Origin of the sequence: Halomonas sp. hl-4 (assembly GCF_900215475.1) — a bacterium.
Lineage (GTDB): Bacteria > Pseudomonadota > Gammaproteobacteria > Pseudomonadales > Halomonadaceae > Vreelandella.
Window position 1 is genome coordinate 240,352 of sequence record NZ_LT907845.1, and the last position, 22,061, is coordinate 262,412.

General features: G+C 52.9%; 26 protein-coding genes. 23 read left to right on the plus strand and 3 right to left on the minus strand.

The features are described from left to right. Nucleotides 1–30: 30 nt before the first annotated feature. The 3 genes from CPH17_RS01230 to cobJ are packed head-to-tail and all read left to right on the plus strand — an operon-like array spanning nt 31 to nt 2,173. Nucleotides 31–660: a precorrin-8X methylmutase gene (locus tag CPH17_RS01230; protein ID WP_096297934.1), complete on the plus strand. Its 630-nt coding sequence runs from the start codon at nt 31–33 to the stop codon at nt 658–660. Beyond that, complete coding sequence (locus CPH17_RS01235) at nt 657–1,382, plus strand: precorrin-2 C(20)-methyltransferase (protein WP_096297936.1); 726 nt, start codon at nt 657–659, stop codon at nt 1,380–1,382. The genes CPH17_RS01230 and CPH17_RS01235 overlap by 4 nt, the downstream gene beginning before the upstream one ends. Continuing rightward, entirely contained in the window at nt 1,379–2,173 is a 795-nt protein-coding gene (gene cobJ / locus CPH17_RS01240) for a precorrin-3B C(17)-methyltransferase (RefSeq protein ID WP_096297938.1), read from the plus strand. Before CPH17_RS01235 ends, cobJ begins: the two co-directional genes overlap by 4 nt. On the opposite strand, the gene CPH17_RS01245 is transcribed toward cobJ, so the two are convergent. Further along, complete coding sequence (locus tag CPH17_RS01245) at nt 2,116–2,862, minus strand: cobalt-precorrin-6A reductase (protein ID WP_096297940.1); 747 nt, start codon at nt 2,860–2,862, stop codon at nt 2,116–2,118. The two genes, cobJ and CPH17_RS01245, sit on opposite strands and share 58 nt — an antisense overlap. Between CPH17_RS01245 and cbiE the strand changes: the two genes are divergently transcribed. The 7 genes from cbiE (at nt 2,855) to rho (ending at nt 12,410) form a co-directional block, all read left to right on the plus strand. Further along, nucleotides 2,855–4,084, plus strand: a complete 1,230-nt coding sequence (gene cbiE, locus CPH17_RS01250) for a precorrin-6y C5,15-methyltransferase (decarboxylating) subunit CbiE (protein WP_096297942.1) — start codon at nt 2,855–2,857, stop codon at nt 4,082–4,084. The two genes, CPH17_RS01245 and cbiE, sit on opposite strands and share 8 nt — an antisense overlap. After that, nucleotides 4,081–4,461, plus strand: a complete 381-nt coding sequence (locus CPH17_RS01255; RefSeq protein WP_096297944.1) for a cobalamin biosynthesis protein — start codon at nt 4,081–4,083, stop codon at nt 4,459–4,461. Before cbiE ends, CPH17_RS01255 begins: the two co-directional genes overlap by 4 nt. Then, nucleotides 4,458–5,261, plus strand: a complete 804-nt coding sequence (gene cobM, locus CPH17_RS01260) for a precorrin-4 C(11)-methyltransferase (protein ID WP_096297946.1) — start codon at nt 4,458–4,460, stop codon at nt 5,259–5,261. The genes CPH17_RS01255 and cobM overlap by 4 nt, the downstream gene beginning before the upstream one ends. Beyond that, nucleotides 5,258–6,022: a precorrin-6A synthase (deacetylating) gene (gene cobF, locus CPH17_RS01265; protein ID WP_096297948.1), complete on the plus strand. Its 765-nt coding sequence runs from the start codon at nt 5,258–5,260 to the stop codon at nt 6,020–6,022. Before cobM ends, cobF begins: the two co-directional genes overlap by 4 nt. Nucleotides 6,023–6,095: 73 nt before the next feature. Continuing rightward, the gene (locus CPH17_RS01270) at nt 6,096–6,536 is read left to right on the plus strand and encodes a YtoQ family protein (protein ID WP_096297950.1); all 441 of its coding nucleotides are present in this window, start codon (nt 6,096–6,098) and stop codon (nt 6,534–6,536) included. A gap of 650 nt (nt 6,537–7,186) precedes the next feature. Then, on the plus strand, nt 7,187–11,095 hold the full coding sequence (locus tag CPH17_RS01275) for a hypothetical protein (protein ID WP_157742934.1): 3,909 nt from the start codon (nt 7,187–7,189) through the stop codon (nt 11,093–11,095). Nucleotides 11,096–11,453: 358 nt separating this feature from the next. Then, entirely contained in the window at nt 11,454–12,410 is a 957-nt protein-coding gene (rho, locus tag CPH17_RS01280; RefSeq protein WP_096297954.1) for a transcription termination factor Rho, read from the plus strand. A gap of 55 nt (nt 12,411–12,465) precedes the next feature. On the opposite strand, the gene CPH17_RS01285 is transcribed toward rho, so the two are convergent. Then, on the minus strand, nt 12,466–13,662 hold the full coding sequence (locus CPH17_RS01285; protein ID WP_096297956.1) for a DEAD/DEAH box helicase: 1,197 nt from the start codon (nt 13,660–13,662) through the stop codon (nt 12,466–12,468). 576 nt (nt 13,663–14,238) lie between these two features. Between CPH17_RS01285 and CPH17_RS01290 the strand changes: the two genes are divergently transcribed. The 3 genes from CPH17_RS01290 to CPH17_RS01300 all read left to right on the plus strand — a co-directional run bounded on the left by CPH17_RS01290 (nt 14,239) and on the right by CPH17_RS01300 (nt 15,240). Further along, nucleotides 14,239–14,481, plus strand: coding sequence for a type II toxin-antitoxin system Phd/YefM family antitoxin (locus tag CPH17_RS01290; protein ID WP_027336017.1), 243 nt, complete (start codon nt 14,239–14,241; stop codon nt 14,479–14,481). Next, nucleotides 14,478–14,741 carry a Txe/YoeB family addiction module toxin gene (locus CPH17_RS01295; protein ID WP_027336016.1) on the plus strand — a complete coding sequence of 88 codons (264 nt, stop codon included), beginning with the start codon at nt 14,478–14,480 and terminating at the stop codon, nt 14,739–14,741. Before CPH17_RS01290 ends, CPH17_RS01295 begins: the two co-directional genes overlap by 4 nt. Nucleotides 14,742–14,823: 82 nt before the next feature. Further along, on the plus strand, nt 14,824–15,240 hold the full coding sequence (locus tag CPH17_RS01300) for a hypothetical protein (RefSeq protein WP_096297958.1): 417 nt from the start codon (nt 14,824–14,826) through the stop codon (nt 15,238–15,240). A gap of 36 nt (nt 15,241–15,276) precedes the next feature. On the opposite strand, the gene soxR is transcribed toward CPH17_RS01300, so the two are convergent. Then, nucleotides 15,277–15,759, minus strand: coding sequence for a redox-sensitive transcriptional activator SoxR (gene soxR / locus CPH17_RS01305; protein WP_096297960.1), 483 nt, complete (start codon nt 15,757–15,759; stop codon nt 15,277–15,279). A 104-nt stretch (nt 15,760–15,863) separates the two neighbouring features. Between soxR and CPH17_RS01310 the strand changes: the two genes are divergently transcribed. The 10 genes from CPH17_RS01310 to CPH17_RS01360 all read left to right on the plus strand — a co-directional run bounded on the left by CPH17_RS01310 (nt 15,864) and on the right by CPH17_RS01360 (nt 22,060). Beyond that, nucleotides 15,864–16,289 carry a VOC family protein gene (locus CPH17_RS01310; RefSeq protein ID WP_096297962.1) on the plus strand — a complete coding sequence of 142 codons (426 nt, stop codon included), beginning with the start codon at nt 15,864–15,866 and terminating at the stop codon, nt 16,287–16,289. A gap of 304 nt (nt 16,290–16,593) precedes the next feature. Beyond that, the gene (locus CPH17_RS01315; RefSeq protein WP_096297964.1) at nt 16,594–17,019 is read left to right on the plus strand and encodes an N-acetyltransferase; all 426 of its coding nucleotides are present in this window, start codon (nt 16,594–16,596) and stop codon (nt 17,017–17,019) included. A gap of 282 nt (nt 17,020–17,301) precedes the next feature. Then, the gene (locus tag CPH17_RS01320) at nt 17,302–17,745 is read left to right on the plus strand and encodes a Replicative DNA helicase (RefSeq protein WP_096297966.1); all 444 of its coding nucleotides are present in this window, start codon (nt 17,302–17,304) and stop codon (nt 17,743–17,745) included. Further along, nucleotides 17,735–18,220, plus strand: a complete 486-nt coding sequence (locus CPH17_RS01325; RefSeq protein WP_096297968.1) for a DUF1456 family protein — start codon at nt 17,735–17,737, stop codon at nt 18,218–18,220. The genes CPH17_RS01320 and CPH17_RS01325 overlap by 11 nt, the downstream gene beginning before the upstream one ends. A gap of 52 nt (nt 18,221–18,272) precedes the next feature. Then, nucleotides 18,273–18,791 (plus strand): class IV adenylate cyclase, encoded by a 519-nt coding sequence (locus CPH17_RS01330; protein WP_074396084.1) that lies wholly within the window; start codon nt 18,273–18,275, stop codon nt 18,789–18,791. 69 nt (nt 18,792–18,860) lie between these two features. After that, nucleotides 18,861–19,238 (plus strand): nuclear transport factor 2 family protein, encoded by a 378-nt coding sequence (locus CPH17_RS01335; RefSeq protein ID WP_082934220.1) that lies wholly within the window; start codon nt 18,861–18,863, stop codon nt 19,236–19,238. Nucleotides 19,239–19,297: 59 nt separating this feature from the next. After that, nucleotides 19,298–19,744: a hypothetical protein gene (locus CPH17_RS01340; RefSeq protein ID WP_074396086.1), complete on the plus strand. Its 447-nt coding sequence runs from the start codon at nt 19,298–19,300 to the stop codon at nt 19,742–19,744. Between the two features lie 29 nt (nt 19,745–19,773). Continuing rightward, nucleotides 19,774–20,190, plus strand: coding sequence for a RidA family protein (locus tag CPH17_RS01345; RefSeq protein ID WP_157742935.1), 417 nt, complete (start codon nt 19,774–19,776; stop codon nt 20,188–20,190). Next, complete coding sequence (locus CPH17_RS01350; protein WP_027336024.1) at nt 20,124–21,140, plus strand: IS30 family transposase; 1,017 nt, start codon at nt 20,124–20,126, stop codon at nt 21,138–21,140. The genes CPH17_RS01345 and CPH17_RS01350 overlap by 67 nt, the downstream gene beginning before the upstream one ends. A 371-nt stretch (nt 21,141–21,511) precedes the next feature. Next, entirely contained in the window at nt 21,512–22,060 is a 549-nt protein-coding gene (locus tag CPH17_RS01360; RefSeq protein ID WP_231898063.1) for a GNAT family N-acetyltransferase, read from the plus strand. Nucleotide 22,061 lies beyond the last annotated feature (1 nt).

The window sequence follows — 22,061 nt, forward strand, 5'->3', positions numbered from 1 at the left end:
ACTGCGAATTAGTTAATTTGGAGAATTTGGGTGCCTCATAAGTACGAAACAAGCGGCCCGGCGATTTACCGCGAGTCATTTGCCATTATCCGCAGCGAGGCTGAGCTTGCCCGCTTTTCAGCCGAGGAAGAAGCGGTTGCGGTACGCATGATTCATGCCGCCGGTCTGGTGGAGTTGGCTGCGTATATTCACTTTCAAAACGATGTGGTCAATAAAGCCCGCGCCGCACTGGAGCAGGGTGCCCCGATTCTTTGCGATGCACGGATGGTCTCCGAAGGCATTACCCGTAAGCGGCTGCCTGCGGATAACCAAGTCATCTGCACGCTGAATGACGAGCGCACGCCCGCACTGGCCAAAGAGATGGCCAACACCCGCTCGGCGGCGGCGCTGGAGCTCTGGCGGCCGCACCTGGAAGGCGCGGTGGTGGCGATTGGCAACGCGCCCACGGCGCTGTTTCATCTGCTCAATATGCTCGAAGACCCCGACTGCCCCCGGCCCGCGGCGATTATCGGCTGCCCGGTGGGCTTTGTCGGTGCGGCGGAGTCCAAGCAGGCGCTTTTGGAAAGCCAGGTCAGCCCCTGCTGCACGGTGCAGGGGCGCCTGGGCGGCAGCGCCGTGACCGTCGCCGCCCTCAATGCCATCGCGGACCGCACAGAATGACCCAGGGAACCATCTACGGGGTCGGCCTTGGCCCGGGAAGCCAGGACTTGATGAGCGTGCGCGCCGATCGGCTGATCCGCGGTGCTTCGCATGTCGCCTACTTTCGCAAGAAGGGGCGTACCGGGCACGCGCGCGGCATCGTCGAGGGCATGCTGGCACCCGAGGTCACCGAGCTTGCCATGGAATACCCGGTGACCACGGAAATCCCCTTCGATGACCCAAGATACAACGAATTGCTGGCCAACTTTTATGAGCGCAGCGTGGCGCTGTTGATCGAACTGGCCGAGGCGGGGCGCGATGTGGTGGTGCTCTGTGAAGGCGACCCGTTCTTCTACGGTTCCTTCATGCATCTTTATACCCGGCTGCTGGACCGCGTGCCGGTCTCCGTGGTGCCGGGGATCACCGGGATGTCGGCGGCCTGGACCGCCACCGGCCAGCCGATCACCTGGGGCGACGATATCCTCACGGTGGTGATGGCGACGCTGCCGGAGGCAACGCTTGCGGCGCGCATCGCCGAGACCGATGCCCTGGTGGTGATGAAAATCGGCCGCAACCTGGACAAACTGCGCCGGGCGCTGGCCCACGCCGGGCGTGAGGACGACGCCTGGCTGATCGAATACGCCGCCATGCGCCAGGAACGGGTCCAGCCCTTCAATGACGTGGGCGAGAGCGTGCCCTACTTTTCTATTGTGCTGATTCACGGCCACGGGAGACGCCCATGAACGGCTGGCTGAAAATCGTTGGCTTGGGGCCGGGCAGCGAGCAGCTGATGACCCCCGAGGCCTCGGCGGTGCTCGCCGAGGCCACCGATGTGGTGGGCTACGTGCCCTACGTGGAACGGGTCGCGCCCAGAGCCGGGCTTATTCGCCACGGCTCGGACAACCGGGAAGAAATCCAGCGGGCCGAGCAGGCGCTGACGATGGCCGCCGACGGCTGCCGCGTGGCGGTGGTATCCTCCGGCGACCCGGGCGTGTTTGCTATGGCCTCGGCGGTGTTTGAAGCCTTGGAAGCAGGCGATGCCCATTGGCGCTCGCTGGACGTTCAGGTGCTGCCGGGGATTTCCGCCATGCTGGCCGCTAGTGCCAGCGTCGGCGCGCCGCTAGGGCACGACTTCTGCTGCATTAATCTATCCGACAACCTCAAGCCCTGGGCGCTGATCGAAAAGCGCCTGCGCCTGGCCGCCGAGGCCGACTTCGCCATGGCGTTCTACAACCCGCGCTCCAGGGCGCGGCCGGAAGGCTTTGCGCGTACCTTGGATGTTTTGCGTGAAGTCTGCGTTCCGGACCGGCTGATCATTTTCGCGCGGGCCGTCTCGACTCCGGATGAGTCGATTCGCGTGACCACCCTGGGTGAGGCGACGCCGGAGATGGCGGATATGCGCACCCTGGTCATCGTGGGTTCCAGCCAGACGCGGCTCATTGAAAGAAGCGGCCCTGAACAGAGCGAACCGTGGGTTTATACCCCCCGTTCGGTGGGCGCAATCAGCCAGGCCAGCACGTCATCCAAGGCGTGACACTCCCGGCGTGAGGGAAGCGTGGGCCGCTCGATCATCACCACCGGCAGGCCGAGCGTGCGGGCGGCGGTGAGTTTGGACACCGCGCCGTCGCCGCCGGCGTTTTTGCACACCAGGCGCTCAACGGCGTGGTCTTTGAGCAAGGCCAGATCGCCCGCCGTGGTAAACGGGCCGCGTGCGACGGTGATCGTCTGGTGGGGCAGCGGTATCGGCTGCTCGGGGTGATCGACCAGCCGCAATACATAGTGATGCTGCGGCATGGCGGCAAAGGCCTCCAGGTGCTGACGCCCGATGGCCAGCATGATGCGCTGGGGCGGGCCGTCCAACTGGTTCACTGCCTCGTCGATGCTGGTAGCACTCGTCCAGTGATCGCCGGGTTGGGGTTGCCAGGCCGGGCGGGTGAACGCCATCAGCGGGACGTTACACTGTTCGGCTGCGGCCAGCGCGTGGCGGCTCATCTGCTCGGCGAAGGGGTGGGTCGCGTCAATCAGGTGGGTAATGCCCGCTTGCTGAAGGTACGCGACTAGGCCAGCCACGCCGCCAAAACCGCCAATACGCGTCGGCAAGGGTTGCGGCTTGGGGGTGCTAACACGCCCCGCATAACTATAGATGGCCGGGATCGAACGCTCGGCCAGCAGGCTGGCCAGGGCGCTGGCCTCTGAGGTTCCGCCAAGAATCAGGATGTTCATAGTGGTTAACGGTAACGAGGTTCCCTGGCTGACGATAATAGGCTGGGGGGAGAGTGGCACACAGGGTCTCACGGCGGCAAGCCGGGAGGCGCTTGCGCGTGCCGAGGTGGTGTTTGGCGCGCGCCGACACCTGCGCCTGCTCGAACCCCTGAGTGCTGATCCGACAACTGAATTTCGTGAATGGCTGGTGCCGTTTGCCGACGGCATCCCCCAACTGCTCGCCGAGCGCGGCCGCCGCGTGGTGATGCTGGCCTCCGGCGATCCCTTCTGGTTTGGCGCGGGCACCTCCCTCGTCGGCCACCTTGAGCCGCAGGAATGGCAGGCGCTGCCGTCGCCCTCCACGTTCAGCCTGGCGGCTTCCCGCCTGGGCTGGCCGATTCAGGATTGCACCTGCCTGGGCCTGCACGCCAAGCCGTTAACCCGCGTACGGCCCTATCTGCATCCCGGCAGGCGCGTGCTGGTGCTGGTGCGCGACGGCGACGCGGTAGCGGAGCTTGCCCGGTGGGTCTGCCAATTCGGCTTTGCGGATTCAATACTAACGGTGCTGGAAGCCCTGGGTGGCGAGCACGAACGGGTGCGTGCCTTTCCGACATCGGCGACGCTTCCCGATGACATCGCGCATCCGGTGGCGGTAGCGCTTGAGGTCGCAGGCGAGGGGCCCGCATTGCCGCTGACGCCCGGGCTTGCCGATGACTTTTTTGAGCACGATGGCCAGATCACCAAACAATCCATTCGCGCCATGACCCTGGCCGCGCTGGGCCCCAAGCCCGGCGAACGGCTGTGGGATATCGGCACCGGCTCGGGCTCCATTGCCATCGAGTGGCTGCTGGCCCACCCCGACAATCAGGCAGTAGGCTTTGAGCAGAACGCCAGCCGCGCCGCTCGCGCCGCCCATAACGCCCGGCAGTTGGGCGTCGACTGGCTTGAGGTAAAAGAGGGCAGCGCGATTGAGCGCTTAAACGAAGCACCGCCGCCTGACGCGGTGTTTATCGGCGGTGGGCTATCCCAGGCGCTGTTGGAATCGTTATGGCAAATTCTGCCGAGCGGCGTGCGTATCGTCGCCAATGCGGTGACGCTGGAGTCCGAGGCGCTGCTGGCCCACTGGCACCAGCAGGCAGGCGGAGAACTGCTGCGCCTGGAGCTTGCCAGCGCCGCGCCCTTGGGCACCCGCCGCGGCTGGAAAGCCAGCTACCCCATTGTGCAGTGGCGGGGCGTTCGATGAACGGGCAGGCGCTAAAAGTCGTGGGCTTTGGTTTTCGTCGCGGTGCGTCGCTTGCCTCGCTGGCGGGGTTGCTCGATACGCTGACCCAGCGCTTTGGGGCCATCGACGCCCTGGCGGTCACGCTGTCAATGTACCCGCTGGTGCAAAGCCTCGGTCAGGCGCGCTGCCTGAATGTCATCCTGGTCGCCGATGCGCTCCTTCCAAGCGTCACTACTCTCACGCAATCCGCGCAAAGCCTGCAGGCGCGGGGCACGGGCAGCGTGGCCGAAGCGGTGGCGTTATTGGCCGCCGGGCCTGGTGCGCAGCTGCTCGGCCCACGGCATATTTCCGCTGACCGGCAGGCAACGGCGGCCATCGCCATAGGAAGATCATTATGACCGTTCATTTCATCGGCGCCGGGCCGGGCGCCCCGGACCTGATCACGCTGCGCGGCCGCGACCTGATTGCCGCGAGCCCGGTGTGCCTCTACGCAGGCTCGCTGGTGCCGCAAGAACTGCTAGAGCACTGCCCGCCAGGGGCGCGTATCGTCAACACCGCGCCGCTCTCACTGGACGAGATCATTGAGGAAATCCAGGCCGCCCACGCGGCTGATCAGGATGTCGTGCGGCTGCACTCGGGGGATCTTTCGGTATGGTCGGCGGTGGGCGAGCAGACCCGCCGCCTGCGCGCGCTGGAGATTCCCTATACCATTACCCCCGGCGTACCCGCCTTTGCCGCCGCTGCGGCCAGTTTGGGCCAGGAGCTGACCCTGCCGGGCGTGGCGCAATCGGTAGTGCTGACGCGAACTCCCGGGCGCGCGAGCGCCATGCCGGACAACGAAACCCTGGCCAACTTTGCCCAAACCGGTGCGACGCTGGCGATTCACCTGTCAGTTCATAACCTCGCAAGTGTGGTGGCGTCGCTGGTTCCTTATTACGGCAGTGACTGCCCCGTGGCCATTGTGTGGCGTGCCAGCTGGCCCGATGAAAAAATCATCAGAGGGCACCTATCTACCATTGAGGCGTTGGCCGCCAACACGCTGCAGCGCACGGCGTTGATTCTGGTCGGGCCGGTGCTCGAGAGCCAGGACTTCCAGGAAAGCGCGCTGTACGCCGTGGGCTACGACCGCCGTTTTCGGCCACAGTCCGCGGACTCGCCGTTTGCCAACCTGCCAGACGAGGAGGGCCGCGACGGATGACGACGCTTTCGCTGATCGGCATCGGCACGGGCAACCCTGACCACGTCACGCTCGCCGCCGTGCGCGCCCTCAATGACGCCGACCTGATCCTGCTGCCGCGCAAAGGCGAAGCCAAAAGCGACCTGGTCGACCTGCGCCGCCTGCTCTGCCAAACCCTGCTGCGCGAGCCCGAACAGGCCCAAATCGTCGAGTTCGACCTGCCCAAGCGAGGCGAGCGGGGCGATTACCTGGGCGCCGTCGATGAATGGCACCACGCCATCGCTGAGGTGTGGGCATCATTGATGGCACACCACCTGCCCGAAGGCGGGCGGGTCGGCATGCTCATCTGGGGCGATCCCTCGCTATACGACAGCAGCCTGCGCATCGCCAAACGCCTGGACGCCGCCGGGGGACAGGTCGACGTCGAGGTGGTGCCGGGCATCACCAGCCTACAGGTGCTCACCGCCGAACACCGCATACCGCTGAATGCGCTCGCCGAGCCCATCCAGATCACCACCGGCCGCCGCCTGCGCGAACGCGGCTGGCCCAGCGACGCCGCCACCGTCGCCGTCATGCTCGACAGCGGCGGGGCCTTTACCGCGTTGCCCGCCGACGATACCTACATCTGGTGGGGCGCCTACCTTGGCATGGAAAAACAATGCCTGATCAAAGGCTGGCTGAGCGAGGTCAGCGACGACATCATCCAACGCCGCGCCAGCCTGCGAGAACAGCACGGCTGGATTATGGATATCTATCTACTGGCCAAGCAGTCGCTGATATGACGCCGTATCAATATGGAATGTTTTTCCATAAAATAGCTGTATCGACTAAATGACTGCGTTATCAGGAGTGACCATGAGCTTTTACGTATATCTATCAGGCGAGATCCACACCGACTGGCGCGACGAAATCCAACGCGGCGCCGACGCGGCAGGCCTGGATATCGTCTTCACCGCCCCGGTAACCGACCACGACGCCTCGGACGCCGCCGGTGACCACCTAGGCAAACCCGAAAATGGCTTCTGGCGCGACCACCAGTCCTCCAAGGTCAACGCCATCCGCACCCGCACCATGATCGAACAGGCCGACCTGGTCGTCGTACGCTTCGGCGACAAATACAAACAGTGGAACGCCGCCTTCGACGCAGGCTACTGCGCCGCCCTCGCCAAGCCCTACATCACCCTGCACAGCCAAGACATCGTCCACCCGCTAAAAGAAGTCGACGCAGGTGCCCAAGCCTGGTGCACCACCACCGAACAAGTGGTTGAAACCCTCAGCTACGTCCTAAAAGCCTAATACGCCCACCCAGCGAAGGGACGGTGCACTGTAAGGGCCATCGTGCCACCAAACCCGCAATACGGGGTCTGTAGGAGCCCAATTCATTGGGCGATCAGCGTGTAATCAGCCACCAAAAATGATCGCCCGACGAAGTCGGGCTCTTACAGAAGCCCATTGCAATGGGGTTGCAACGGGCCATCCATTGCCATTCTAGAAATCATCACGTCATCAGTGCCTGCGTTGAGGGGTTGTAGGAGCCCAATTCATTGGGCGATCATCATTAAATAAGCCAACGAAAACAGTTGCTTGTAAAAATTTTCCTTCTTCCAAATTGCACCCTATCAACATAGTCCCGCCAAAACTTTACCTTCCCGAAGCGTGACCTAAGCCAAAATTATGAATAGAGTATGAATGATCTGAGCATAACGAGCGTGCCCTCGAATTTTGGGCATACTGCCAGACAGTCAGGCTGCTAGCATATAAATCAGTGGGTTATGGCAAATAAATTGTCGAGATAATATCAATAAACGCGCAGGCACGTTTATCAGTGTTATGTATCAGACTATATGATCGTTGTTATATAATCTTAGCCTCATTGACAGCATGTTGGGCTTCTTTCCTACAGGGCAAAAGATTAGAGTCCTTACTTACTCTAGCGATTTTTAGGATTGAAATTTAAAATGGCCAAAAAAATCATACTAATTCATGGGTTGGGTGGAACTGCGAATAACACTTGGGGACAATTTCCTGATTTTTTAAGCCAAGACAAAGATCTTGGATATGATGTTATTTCTTGCGGATATGAATCGCCTGGCCTATGGAAAATATGGAGACGAGCTCCAAGTGTTTTAAATATCGCAAATGGAGTACTTACAGATATCAAAGCACGCTGCGATATAGCAAATGACGACATTATATTGGCCGGTCACAGCTTGGGAGGCGTTGTTTTAAAGAAAGTTCTACTCCTGCTGGAAAATAAAAATATCGACCACAAGATCGTAAAAGTTTGTTTTTTTGATGTTCCGCATGATGGTTCCGGTTACGCAAATGCAGGGAAGTATTTAGCTTTTAGAAATCGCCATTTGAAGAGTTTAACACGAGACTCGAGTGAGTTAGATGATTTAAATGATCAATGGGTGAACAGTGAGCTAAATAGAAAACTAGAAATATTGAGCATCATTTCGGCAAATGATGATATTGTTTCCTCTTCCAGCTCTAAAAGTATTTTTCGAGAGCATGCGATAGAAACAATTAATGACGTTAATCATCGAACAATTGTAAAGCCTGAGAGCATAGAGTCTTCCTCATATATTGTATTCAAACGTTTCATCTTAGAAAAAAGAAAAGTTGCTAGATACAAAAATTCCGCTTCTCGTGATCTTGAGGATTGGAAGAGTGTAGAGAGAAACCATAGTTACCACTATGCAAGCGATGAAAAGCGGACAAGTGATCTGGAAGCGCTAGTTTCTGCATTGGAGTTAGAGCGGGCTGTAGTAAGACTGACAGGAGCATCTGGATTAGGTAAAACACGCTTATTATTAAAGGCTATTGATGCATCGCCTTTTATTGATGAACAACATGTGCTTGTCTTTGATGCGCCAGGATACGATACAGTCATCAAAGACAGTGTTAGAGCAATGGTTGAAGATTGTATTCATGGTTTGGTAGTAATAGAGAGTTGCAATATTAGCTTACACAATCACTTGGCTAAGGAAGTCAATAAAACTGAGTGCAACCTTAAAGTGGTTACTATTGGTTACTCAGACGAGCAAGTGGATGAGTCTATTCATATTAAGCTCTCTCCTTTGTCAGATGAGGCGATAAAGCAACTTTTGTCACCTATTTTGATTGGTATGGATTCTAGTGATGTTGAGCGTGTAGCTCGATTTGCTCAGGGTTACCCTCTAATGGCAACTCTTATCGCGGAGCAATACCAAAAAGAGGGGCGGTTGCTTGGTTCGATTGAAAGTAGCTCCGTTGTAAGGAAGTTGATTGATGGTGACGGTGGTATTAAGGCTGACGAAAAAGAAGTACTATCTGCTTGCTCATTATTTGATGTCTTCGGCACTGCTGAGGGGGCAGCCGGTGAAGAGGCCAAGTTTATCGCAGAAAACGTTGCAGGGGCTGATCTAAAGGTCTTTGATCGCGTGCTTAGAATATTTACCGGCCGTCAGATCATAAATCGTGCGGGGAGATACGCTAGGCTGGTTCCTAAACCACTTGCTTTGACGTTAGCTTCTGAGTGGTGGGAGGAGGCATCCTATGATCGCCAACAGCAAATAATTGATAGCATGCCTGATTCTCTTATGCAGAGCTTTTGCACTCAGGCGTCATACCTTGATAGCCAACCAAGCGTTCAACGATTTTCAGACCGATTATTTGGAGGAGCTGGCCCTTTTGTCCAAGCGGAAGCGTTACTTACAGAGAAGGGTTCGAAACTCTTCCGCGCATTTGTTGAAGTGAACCCTGAGTCGACTAGCAATGCCCTTTACCATATTTTATCTACATGCAGTCACGGGGAGCTTAATGCTATAGATGGAGACACTCGAAGAAACTTAGTTTGGGGGTTAGAGAAACTGTGCTTTCATGCTGATGTGTTTGATAAGTCGGCTTGGTGCATGTTGTTACTTGCGTCAGCTGAAAACGAAAGCTGGAGCAATAATGCAACAGGTATGTTTGCTCAACTGTTTAGAGTAAATCTTTCGGGAACACAAACGAAACCAAAAATTCGCTTCGATTTGTTAAAGCGCGCCATTGATGTCAATCAGCTCAATATTGACATGATTGTAATTGAAGCTCTAAATCAAGCAATTAATACTTATGGTGGTGCACGAACTGTTGGTGCTGAGTATCAGGGGACTAAAGCTCCTCTAGAGGAATGGCGGCCGGAACAGTGGCATGAGGTTTTCGAATTCTGGCAACAGGCTATCGATCTGATGCTAGTCCTACTAGAGCGGGGTGATGCTCAAAAAGAAAAGGTTCTTTCGGATATAGGTTATTCCATTAGAGGTTTTGTAGCTTATAGCCGAATAAATATGTTAGACGCGGCGATTAAGAAAGTTGTGTCCACCAATGGTCGCTTTTGGCCGGCGGCTTTAAGCAGCATCAAAGACGCATTGGAGTATGATTCCAAAGGAATGAGTCAAGAAAAATTTGATGCGCTGCATAGTTGGTTAGATATCTTAAGTCCTGACCATGCTGAATTGCCCGAAAAGCTGAAAATACTCATAACTAATCCCCCTTGGGAACATCATAAAGATGAAAATGGACATTATATCGATGTGGCAGCTGAAAATGCAAAAGCACTGGCCACAGAACTATCCCGTAATGTTGGTGATCTAATTCCACATCTCGGATCTTTATTGCAGGGAGATCAAAAGCAGTCTTATGTCTTTGGTTACCAGTTGTCTAGAGAAACTTCTGAAATTCATACATTAATTGAAACATCTTTAGATTGTTTGAAAGATATAGAACACCCTGATTACCGACTAATTCTTGGTTTATATCGTGGCCTGTTCGAGAAGTTCCCCGAACTTTGGCAAAATAAAATAGATCTATTGCTTTCTGATGAAAAACTTGTTCGTCTTTATCCTGAGTTTATACGTACTGGAAATATTCAAAAGAAGCATTTAGATAAACTTCTGGAACTCATTCAGCGTGGTGAGTTGTCGCCAAACAGCGCAAATTCGCTGAGCTATGGCAGTGTTACCGCTGAGATTGAGCCTGACGTGATAGCCGAGTTTTGCCTTCATCTGGCCGAGTTGGGTGCCCAAGCAAGTTGGTCAGCACTCAATGTGATATATATGTATTGCTTTGGTAATAAAGGCAGTATCGAAATACTACAAGATCAACTTAAGCTGCTAGTGATTGCCGTTCCTCTAAATAAAGACCAGCAGGATACTTTTATAGATGTACACCATTGGCATGATATGGCTGAAAAGCTATTAAAAGTGCCAGATAAAGACTTTGCGGCTGCACTAACCAAACAGTTAATTGCCGCCTGCAAGTACGGCTTCAACCATGGAGATATCTGGTCTCATATTAAACCTTTAATGCTAGATCTAATGAATAATTACGGTGAAACGCTATGGCCAATATTTGGTAACGCTATTGTTCAAGCAGAAGGAATTGAACGTTATTGGTTGCAACAACTTTTAGACCGCGAGAAAAGTTTATCAGTTAATATGCCAAGCGTGTTTTCAGTTGTTCCAGTTGAGAGCGTCATTAAATGGTGTTCTGAGCTGCCAGACCTTGGGCCTGTTTTTGTTGCTCGTTGCTTGAACGTGTTTGAAACAGTTGATGAGCAGCAACAACCTTCGGTATTGTTTATCGCCTTGCTTGAGAACTTTGGAGATGATCCACGGGTAGCCAATGAACTGAGCGCTAATATGGGAACCCGCGGGTGGTCTGGGTCTCTTGTGCCTTACCTAGAGTCAGACAAATTGGCACTAAGCCCCCTGATAAACCATGAAAATGCTAATGTAAGACTCTGGGTTAAAGACCATATCAATTATATAGAGCGGCAGATAAGTGAAGAATCGAAGCGAGATGAAGAGCATGGTTTTGGACTTTATTAGTGGGTGAATGTCCATCTGTTGTATAACAAGTTGCTGCACATTGACAAATTGCTCGCTGGGCTCCTAATTTCCCAGTGAGCAAGGCATTGAGGTTGTAGAAGGATCCCTTTGGTGGCTGGGTTTTGGTAGGGTTGGAAAAACAGATAAGGAGCGGCCAGCATGTAGCACTTCAAGCCCTATAACCAAGATCAGGCTGCCACGGTGGTGATCAACTACTAAGATCAGTTCCAACCCGGTGCGTTTGAGCACAAGTTAGACTTATCCGTTTTCCGCGCCAAGTGCCGCAATGATGTTCCCAGTCGGCTGGCTATGATTCAATTATTCTTTTAATTCAAGTTTTCAAGGCGCTATCGATATTATGATGAGAAAAACACTAGGTTTGAAGGTGAAAAGACAGGCAGACGCCAAGCCCGCCGACGAAGCTGAAGATCAATTCCCTAATGATCCCGAAAAACGTTTTTTAAATGGCGTCGCTATTCATCCTTCCCCACGTATTGTTTTAGCGCCTGGCTCTCAACAGCGTACGGTGCGAGCGATGGATTTGATTACGCCCATAGGGATGGGGCAACGTGGGTTGATTGTGGCGCCGCCAGGCTCTGGCAAAACGACGATGTTAAAACATATCTGTCAGGCCGTGGCCGAGGCTCATCCTGACATAAAGCTGTATGCCTTGCTGATTGATGAGCGTCCTGAAGAAGTAACCGATTTTAAGCGCAGTGTGTCGGCAGAGGTACATGCCTCGTCGTCAGACGAAACCTACACACACCATGTGCGTATGGCCGATAAGCTGCTTGAGACGGCGCGTAAGCAAGCAGGCGAGGGGCATGATGTGATGATCGTGATCGATTCGCTTACCAGGCTCTCGCGCGTTCATAATGCCGAGCAGCGGGGCAACGGTCGCACCATGTCAGGTGGGCTGGATTCCCGCGCGATGGAAATACCACGAAAACTGTTTGGCGCCGCGAGAAAGATCGAAAACGGTGGATCGCTGACCATTCTGGCCACCGTGCTGGTGGATACGGGAAGCCGTATGGATCAGGTGATCTTCGAGGAGTTCAAGGGCACGGGCAATATGGAGCTGGTGTTATCCCGCGACGTGGCCAATCAACGGATCTTCCCTGCAATAGATATTGCCAAAAGCAGCACACGTCGAGAAGAGCTTTTGATTGATGAAGGAGATATTGAAAAGGTAAGGACATTGCGTAGAGCGTTGACAACCCTTAAGCCAGTAGAAGGCGCGCAGAAGTTACTTGGGTTATTAGAGAAGTATCCCACTAATGCCGAGCTATTGGATGCGTTTTTACCCGCCTCGTGACATGTCTATAATCAACAAGCCCACCTCTTAAAAAGGTGGGCTTGTTTGGTAAGTATTAACGGTTACGTTGTTTGCTATAGTTCAAGTGTGACGCGGGTACTGTTTTTTTAACCGGAAAGCCTGCAATTTCTTTGCGCTCAATCGTGTTTTTCAATCGCCTTTCAATAGCACAAAGGTTTTTAAAGTCACTGATGTCTACAAGCGAGATGGCTTCACCTGAGGCACCCGCACGGCCGGTTCGGCCAATGCGGTGGATGTACTCTTCGGGCTGGAAAGGTAAATCGTAATTCACCACACGGCTCAGCTCTCCAATATCCAAACCCCGTGCGGCCACCCCCGTGGCGACTAGGTACTTGAGCTCGCCCGTTTTGAACTGAGTTAACACCTGTTCGCGCATGGCCTGGCTTCTGCCGCCATGAATGGAATCCGCTGTAATACCGCGTTTTTCCAGTTGGGCAACCAGCTTGGCCGCACTGTGTTTTTTCTCGACAAAAATAAGCGCCTGATCCCACGCTTGCTCGTTGATCAAATGGCTCAATAACGCGGACTTGGTGTCTTTGTCTACCGTGATCAGCCACTGTTTGATCGTGGCGGCGGCGCGGACGTTGGGCGTAATGGCGATGTCAGCCGCCAGGTCGGTCATCTTGCTGTCTGAAAAAGCGTGGGCGATGGCGCGAACGTCATTGGTCATGGTGGCCGTGAACAACAGGTTTTGACGGTTTTCAGGCAGGCGAACGATGATTTTGTGGATATCATCGACAAAACCCATGTCGACCATTCTGTCCGCTTCGTCCAACACCATCACTTGCAGCTCATCAAAGTGCAGCGCTCGCTGATGCGCCAAATCGAGCAGTCTCCCCGGTGTCGCGACCAGAATATCCACGCCTTCGATTAAGCGCTCTTTTTGCGGCGCGGTATCCACGCCGCCATAAGCTGCCATCGAGGTTAAGGGCGTGTGCTTAGCGTATTGAGCCACACTGGCTTCGACTTGAACCGCTAGTTCGCGGGTTGGTACCAGGATCAGCGCACGAATGCGTTTGCCCCGCAAGGTTTCCGCGTTACTGAAGCGTTCCAGAAGCGGCAGCACAAAGGCAGCGGTTTTGCCTGTGCCGGTTTGTGCGGTGGCGATCAAGTCGTTACCTGAAAGAATGGCAGGAATCGCTTGTTCCTGGATGGGCGTTGGCGTTTTGTAACCGAGCTCGGTAATCGCTTGAACAAGAGGACTGGATAATCCTAGTTTTGCAAATGGCATAAGGCGCTCTGACAGACAGTCGTGAGGGGTGTCGAAAATAAAAAGTGGTGCAGTATAGCGCGAGAGCCGCCGTTCGTTTCTGGAATTATCCAATCAGCGCCGTAGTGTTGCGACCTCACCCCCTGATTGCGGCGTTAGAGGCCCATCTTTGGCTTCACACTTCTAACATGAAGCAGTACAAGGCCGACTTATGCGCATTAACCGGTCTATCGATCCATCCGAGCCCGCTGCTCTGCCTGATCCAGAAGGACTGGGCCGCATTGGCCTAACCTCGCTCGCATCTTGGTTCGAAATTCTTCGCGGCTAAGCAGCTTGGCCTTTCCTTTTTTGACCTTGGTCGCACGGCGAACAATTTCATCGTTCGAGGCTTCGGCTATAGGCCCAGATGGATGTCGAGTCAGAAAGATTGGTTGTGCTAGACACCGCTAGCGAACGTGCGAGTGTGAAGCACTTGGCTTAAAAACGCTTTAGCTAACGCTTCCTCGAATAATGCCGCGGGTCTTTTAACGTCCGTCTTGACGTACGTACCTAAAGGCGTACACTTCAATCGAAAGTTAGACACTCAAGAGGTGCGTCATGACCGGAATCACAGCCACTGAGGCGCGCAGCAACCTATACCGGCTGATTGATGAAACGGCCGAATCTCACCAGCCAATCGTCATCATGGGTAAGCGGAACAAAGCCGTCCTGGTATCCGAAGAAGATTGGTCAGCCATTCAGGAAACACTTTATCTGCTCTCAGTACCCGGTATGCGGGAGTCTATTCGCGAGGGGATGAATACCCCCGTGGACGAATGCGATGAGGAACTGGACTGGTGACATGGAAGCTGGTTTACACCAAACAAGCCCAGAAAGATGCAAAGAAACTGGCCTCCAGCGGCCTCAAGCCAAAAGCCCAGGAATTACTGGCACTGATTGCAGAGGATCCCTACCGTAAGCCGCCTCCGTTTGAGAAGCTCATTGGTGATCTTGCCGGTGCCTATTCACGCCGCATCAATATACAACATCGTCTGGTCTACCAAGTGCTTGAGGATGAGCGATTGGTGAAAGTGCTCAGGCTCTGGAGCCACTACGAATAAAACGTAAACAGCTGTTGTTGCCTTATCTGTCGATTTTTACTTGGACAGCGTTGCCAAACCCGCTGGAGAGCTTGCAAAAGCCATGGCACATTATGAACCCGTCATTCAAGATGAGATATCCGGCTGTGGCATCGCATCATGCGCGGTGCTAGCGGGTATTACCTATGCTCAGGCGAAAGAAACAGCAAACGCCTTGGGTATCTATGCCGAAGACACAGCGCTTTGGTCAGACACCGAGTATGTCCGTAAACTCTTACGTGCGTTCGATATAAAGGCTGCACCCACGGAGACGCCATTCGATACCTGGGAGAGCCTGCCGGACAAGGCGCTGTTGGCCATTAAATGGCGCATGGAACAGGGCAAGCCTTTCTGGCATTGGGTGGTGTTTGTCAGAAATGAGCGGGATGCAGTGGTGCTGGATTCCAAAAGAGCCTTGAAAACAAACACCCGCCGCGATTTTGGGCGCATCAAACCCAAGTGGTTCATCCGTATAGATTGAGGCTTGATGGTGATTATTCACGGTTGCTATTAATGGTTACGAGCTAGCGTTAGGTTGCTGTTCGGCTCTCGCTTTTTGCTCAGCCTGATCCAGAAGCACCGCACCGCTACCCGATTCGGCCAGTATGTCGTCTGGGTTATAGAGCGGGCAACGGGTCATGCTCAGGCAGCCACAGCCGATGCAGCCCGCCAGGTTATCGCGCAGCTTCTGCAGATAAGCAATCCGGCCATCAAGCATCTGCTGCCAGTTTTTTGAGAGCTGCTGCCAGTCCTCAACCGTCGGTGTGCGGTTGTTGGGCAGTGATTCAAAGGCTTGCTTAATCTCTTCCAGGCTTACGCCGACTTTCTGCGCGGCTTTGATCACCGAAATCCGCCTCAGCACTTCTGGTTCATAGCGGCGCTGATTGCCCGCATTGCGCCAGCTATGAATGAGCCCCTGCTGCTCGTAAAAGTGCAGGGTACTGACGTTAATCCCGCAACGCTTGGCGACCTTGCCGACACTCCAGACAGTTTCTGCCATCACTCACCCCTGAATATTTTTTACTATTTTTCAGCAAAAATCGCTTTACCTCAAGTTAAGTTGAGGTTCTATCCTTTCATTTCACTTAACGAAAGGAGACGCTTATGTACTTGGAACACGTTAATTTGGTGGTGGCTGATATGGATGCCATGCTGAAATTTTACCGCGCCGTCTTCCCGCACTGGCGGATACGCGATGAGGGTCATGGCGAGTGGTATGGCAAGCCACGCAAATGGATCCACTTTGGAGACGATGATCACTACCTGGCGCTAAGCGATCATGGGGAAGGGGAGAACCGTGATCTGAAAGGCCACAGCGTTGGGTTGGCCCACTTTGCTTATGTGACCGATAACCTCGATGCCGTTGTCACTCGATTAAATGAAGCGGGTTATGCCGTTGCCAAACCCGGCGCCCCAGAGCCGTTTCGTAAAAATGTCTATTTTGTCGATCCGGCTGGGTTTGAAGTGGAATTCGTCGAGTATCTGAGCGATATACCAGCTGAACGAAATTTAAACCAAGATGCCCAGTAATAAGCAGGCCAGCACCTCCGCAGGTGCTGGCCCAGGATAGGTTTAGATCTTAAGCGCCATACAATACCCTCTGAATAATCTGCTAAAATTCTTGAGCTTCCGGTGTGGTGGAAGCAAAAAAGGCTATGAGTAAGTGACGGGAGGCCTTAATCCTGGGGAAGGGTCAGATCTACCCTGACGAGGGCAAGACATTCCAGCCTTATTTTTATGCAGCTAACAGCCTTGGGGGTACCAACCTATCCCAGGGTTCGCCAGCTTTTCAGTAACGTCTTTGGCGCAGTTGACCATCAGTAGGTACATCTAGATGATTCGCAAATACCGGGAGGCCGATATTGATCAAGTGTTGGATATCTGGCTTTCAGCATCGATTAAAGCTCACGCCTTTGTTGGACCAGCGTATTGGAAGTCAAAAGTTAGCGAAATGCGTGATGTCTACATTCCTGCGTCGGAGACTTATGTATATGAATCTGACGGGCAAGTCGCTGGATTTTATAGCCTCTATGGAAATACGTTAGCTGCGATTTTTGTGTCTCCAAGTTTACAGGGGACGGGGATAGGCTCTGAGTTGATGGATGATGCCAAGAGCAGACGGGAGTGTTTGCAGCTCAGTGTCTACAGCCAGAACGCTCCCGGTATCAATTTTTATAAGCAGCATGGCTTTATTTCACTGGGTGAGCAGATTGATGAACAAACTGGCCACCCTGAGTTCATCATGGAGCATTACTGCTAACAACGCATAGAGAACAAGCGGTTGATTGTGAGCAGATTTGCACTGTGTACCCATGGAGCGCTTGGTGAAAAGTGAATGTCGCTGCGGAGACGGCTAAAGACTACCACTCAAGAAAAACATACCAACACCTCCTCACACAAACCGTGAAATGAGCACCCGTCGAGCCTTTCCCAAGAGGGTACAATGTCATCTGTTACGGTGGGGTGGCTGCTTTACAAATATGGATTTTCAGTAGGTTTGTTTACTTGTCACTATTATTAAATAGATAAAAGGTAGCCACTCATGATTAACACCAAAATATACAAGGCCGTCTATGAACTGGCGGAAAAGCTGATGAAGGCCGCCGCTAAGGACGATAGAGAAACATTTGAGGCGCTGTATGCCGAGCTGCGGGCGATTTGCACTGAGAACGAAAACACTGATAAAGACCACCCGGAACAATGGGAGACGCTGGCTGATTTTACCGAAGAGCTGGAAGACGCGCTGCCGATTTACCAAAAGGCGCTCGATAAGGCCATTGCCAAGCCATCGAATGACCATATAGCATCAATCGGCTTTTCCATGGCGACGTTGCAAGTTGAAGCGGGCCGAACGGACGCGGCTATCGCCAATTTGCAGCGTGCCCAAACCAGTGCCCAGGGCATTGAAGATGACGAGATGAAAGCAGAAATCGACGAGTTTCTTGAAACACTAACTACCGGCCAGGAACCCCATTTTGACCAATAACGATATTTTTCGCCGCATCCGTTATACCTTTGATTTAAAAGATAACACCATCGTGGATATCTTCGCCTTGGCAGAGGTCAGCGTGAGCCAGCCACAGGTAACCGTCTGGCTGAAAAAGGATGACGATGATGCCTTTGTTGCTATGAAGAACAAAGAGTTGGCGGCGTTTTTGAATGGGTTTATCAGCTTTAAGCGTGGCAAGCGTGAAGGCCCGCCGCCCGCGCCGGAAGCCCAGTTGAACAACAATATGGTGTTCCAGAAGCTGCGCATTGCGCTGAACATGAAGGCCGAGGATGTGTTAGCGGTTTTTGAGCGGGTCGGGCTGCCATTGAGCAACCATGAACTCAGCGCCTTTTTCCGTAAGCCAAGCCACAAGAATTACCGTGAGTGCAAAGACCAGATGCTGCGCAATTTCTTGCTTGGCATTCAGCGCCAGTTGCGGCCAAACCCTAACGGTTCAGACTCAGATGTCTGACTTTCGCTACGTCAAAGTCGCCAGCGTGCTTTAGGGTTAAAAGGTTCACCATATGGCCAGAAATATTGAGATCAAAGCTCGTATCGGCAATATCGAAGTGCTCGAATCTAAGGTGGCTAAGATCGCTGATAATGGGCCAACCGAGATATTGCAAGACGATATGTTCTTCCAATGTGAGGCCGGGCGACTGAAGCTTCGGGTGTTTTCAGAAAAGCACGGAGAACTGATTTTTTACCGGCGCGAGAATCAGGCTGGGCCGAAAGAATCGTTTTATGTTCGCTCGCCAACTGATGAACCTGAAACATTGAGAGAGACGCTTTCGCTGGCCTATGGTGTAGCTGGTCGTGTTCGGAAACATCGCACGCTGTATCTTGTTGACAGGACACGTATACATCTCGATAGGGTGGAGGCCCTTGGGCACTTTCTTGAACTTGAAGTGGTACTTGCCTCCAGTGAGTCATCACAGGTCGGTGTTGAGATCGCACACCGCCTATTGAACCAGCTCGGTATCGAGTCATCCCAGCTCATCGAAGCCGCTTATGTCGATTTGCTCGAGGAAAAGGGGAGCTAAGTATTCAGTCTAAGGCTCTAAACAAGGAGCCGCGCAGGTCGGTGAGTTCAGACGTTAAGGTAATTGGCTATGGAGATCGAAGCGGATCTGATAGAAAAAGAAAGAGCCTTGCTCAGCTTTGAGGTGCGCAGTTCACCGGCGAAACTGCGTTCTTTGTTGTCCCCAGATTTTTTGGAGATCGGAGCATCAGGCGATTTTTTCGGGTTAAACAGTGTTCTTGATAGTTTGCCGCACGAGTCCGCGTGGTCGGCTGTATCTCAGGACTTTGAACACAGGAGATTGAGCTCTGATCTCATTCAGCTCTTTTACCGGGTTGCGATCAGTCGTCAAAACGGCTTAATGACAAGCTATTCTCGGCGAACGTCAATATGGAGGAAAGAGGGAAACGAGTGGAAAATGGTTTACAACCAGGGTACGGCTATTTCTCCTTTTGACTTTCATTCTTAATTCGTCGATCCAGCGGGCGTTACACACTTCAATTTTTAAAATTGATAGGAAATAAATCTATGGAACTTGCTAACGTAAATAAAGGAAATATCGATGATCTTTATGACTTAAATGCCAAGCTTGCCGAATCTGAAAAGCAGAGGCATCTTTTTACTGCTGATAGAGAAAGCTATGCCGACGCTTTTTTAGCTACTACGCCTGCTTGTTTTGGGTCTTTAGCTTATCAAGACGAACAGCCCGTTGGTTTCTATATATATAATTTTAAGTTTGCCAGTTACATCGCTTCACGTGTTCTTTATGTTGAAGATATGTACTTAGTCGATGGATTTGATACTGATGAAAATAAAAAGTTGCTTCTGCAACATGCGGTGAGAAGATCACAATCTGAAAAGTGCTGTAGAGTCGAGATGCGCGTTCTTAAAGCGTTTAATCCTGGATATGGTCTTATAAAAAGCGTTGGCTTCAGTGAGATTACAAAATGGGATGTCTATCGTCTAGATCTTTAACCCTCAATAGCATAGATGTGGAGTCTGTAATGAAATCAACCGTAGAAGAGTGTATCCGCTCATTGGGCTTGGAACTACCCGTCGTTACCACGCCAAGGGGCAACTTTCGTTCCTATATAATTTCGAACAATATGCTCTATCTGTCAGGTAAGGGCGCTCCGTTGCGAGAAGAGGGAGTGGCTGTCCCAAAAGTGGGGCAGGAAGTGACTATTGAGCAGGCCCGAGCCTACGCTCAAGAGGTTGGCCTGTATCTCCTCGCACTCATCAAAGAAGCTCTAGGAGACTTTGATCGGGTTCAACGTGTTGTGAAGATGTTTGGTATGGCTTGGCCGCAAATTCTGAGTGCAACACCTGACCAAACCGGTAGGGTGTTGTATCCATGTCATATTCTGAACTCTGCACTGAAGAACGTGCCACGATCCATGTCAGCTTCGCGCAAGGCTTGAGCATCAGGAAGGTAGCGGCCCTGCTCGAGCGCTCCCCGGCAACGATTAGCCGAGAAATACGGCGCAATAGATCGTCCGATGGCAGCTATCGTGCGCCACATGCGCAACAATGCCGTGATCACCGTCGAGACGGTTGTCGACCAAGGCGCAAACTGCTTCCTGGCAGCCCTCGGTTCGCCCTGATTCAGCACATGCTGCGTCGGCGCTTGTCTCCCGAACAGATCAGCGGCAAGCTCAAGCATATGAATATCCCTGACCTTCGAGACGCCTACGTCTGCCGAGAAACGATCTACAGTGCCATCTACGCGTTGCCCGTCGGTGAACTGAGAAAGGAGCTGATCCATTGTTTGCGGCAAGGCAAGCCAACCCGTAAGCCGCGCCGTGGCCAGGTCGACCGGCGCAACCAGATCCCGGACATGGTCAGCATCCATCTCCGCCCTCCAGAGGTGGAAAAACGTGAATTTCCTGGCCACTGGGAAGGCGACCTGATCAAGGGCAAGAACAATGCATCGGCTGTCGGCACCCTTGTCGAACTCAAAAGCGGTTACCTGATCCTAGCGAAGATGAACGATGCGACTGCTACCTCTGCTGTAGAAGGCTTCAGCGCAGCGCTGAATCGCATGCCGTTGGCCGCACGGAAGAGCATGACGTATGACCAAGGACGTGAGATGACGCAGCACGCCAAGGTCACCCAGAATACTGGTGTCGCTATCTACTTCTGTGACCCACACAGCCCATGGCAGAGGGGCGCCAACGAAAATATCAATGGGCTCATACGACAGTACTTGCCCAAGGGAACGGATCTATCGATCTATAGCCAGCAAGAACTGGATGAGATCGCGCTTGAGCTGAACATGCGCCCGCGAAAGCGCTTCGACTTCAAGTGCCCTATTGAGGTGATGAGCGAGGAGCTGGCGAAGTACCATGAGGTTCCGTCATCGACACATTGACGGTGTTGCACTCAGAGCCTGCATCCGCCTGGTTAACGCTGATCCCAACTTTACTTCTCACACTGAAGTCATCAACGGTTGTTCCGACCTGTTTGTTACTGTGCTTGGTGAGCGCGGTGAGCATGCACGCTCTGCCATTGGTGTTGGATCACTGCCGAAGGGGTTTGCTGTGGAGATTGAAGCCATCATTGAGTTTTCTTCGCCACACGATCGCCATGCTTAACCTCTTCATTGAAATGCACCCACGTCTGGTAACTGCTTAACCAAACGTCGAGGGCTTAGGCGCAGTAAAGGCACACTCCTCACGACAATCAATTGTGTTCGGAGCTAGCACGTACCGAAGCATCATCAACAAGGAGGAAATGGTGCAGATGTGCGAAACGGAAAGACTATTTATACGGACATTATCCCTAGATGATGTTCCTGAGTTGACCGCTATCCTCAGCGATCCTGAGGTGATGAAATACTCGATCCGAGGCGTTTGCGATGAAGCGGCGACGCGACGGTTTATTGAATGGTGCTTGGAAATCTATGCAGCTCACAGTATCGGGCCGTGGGCCTTAGTAGAGAAGGTTTCCGGTAAGCTTGTCGGCTTTTGCGGTGTCAGCCCCGAAAAGGTAAATGATGTTGAGGAAAGCGGGCTAGGGTATCGGCTAGCCAAACAGTACTGGAGCAAAGGCCTAGCGTCGGAAGCAGTGCAAGCGGTACTCCATGTGGCATTTAATCAAAAGCAGCTATCGTCGGTGGTTGTTATTATTGAGCCTGAGAATATTGGGTCACTAAAAGTGGCAGAGAAAGCAGGGTTTTCTACTTTCGACACTATGGAATTTCATGGTCGCCTAGTGAGGCTGTACCGGTTAACGTCAAAGCAGTGGAGTGCACTTGATACTCATGAGATGAAAGCAACAATTGCGCGATGAG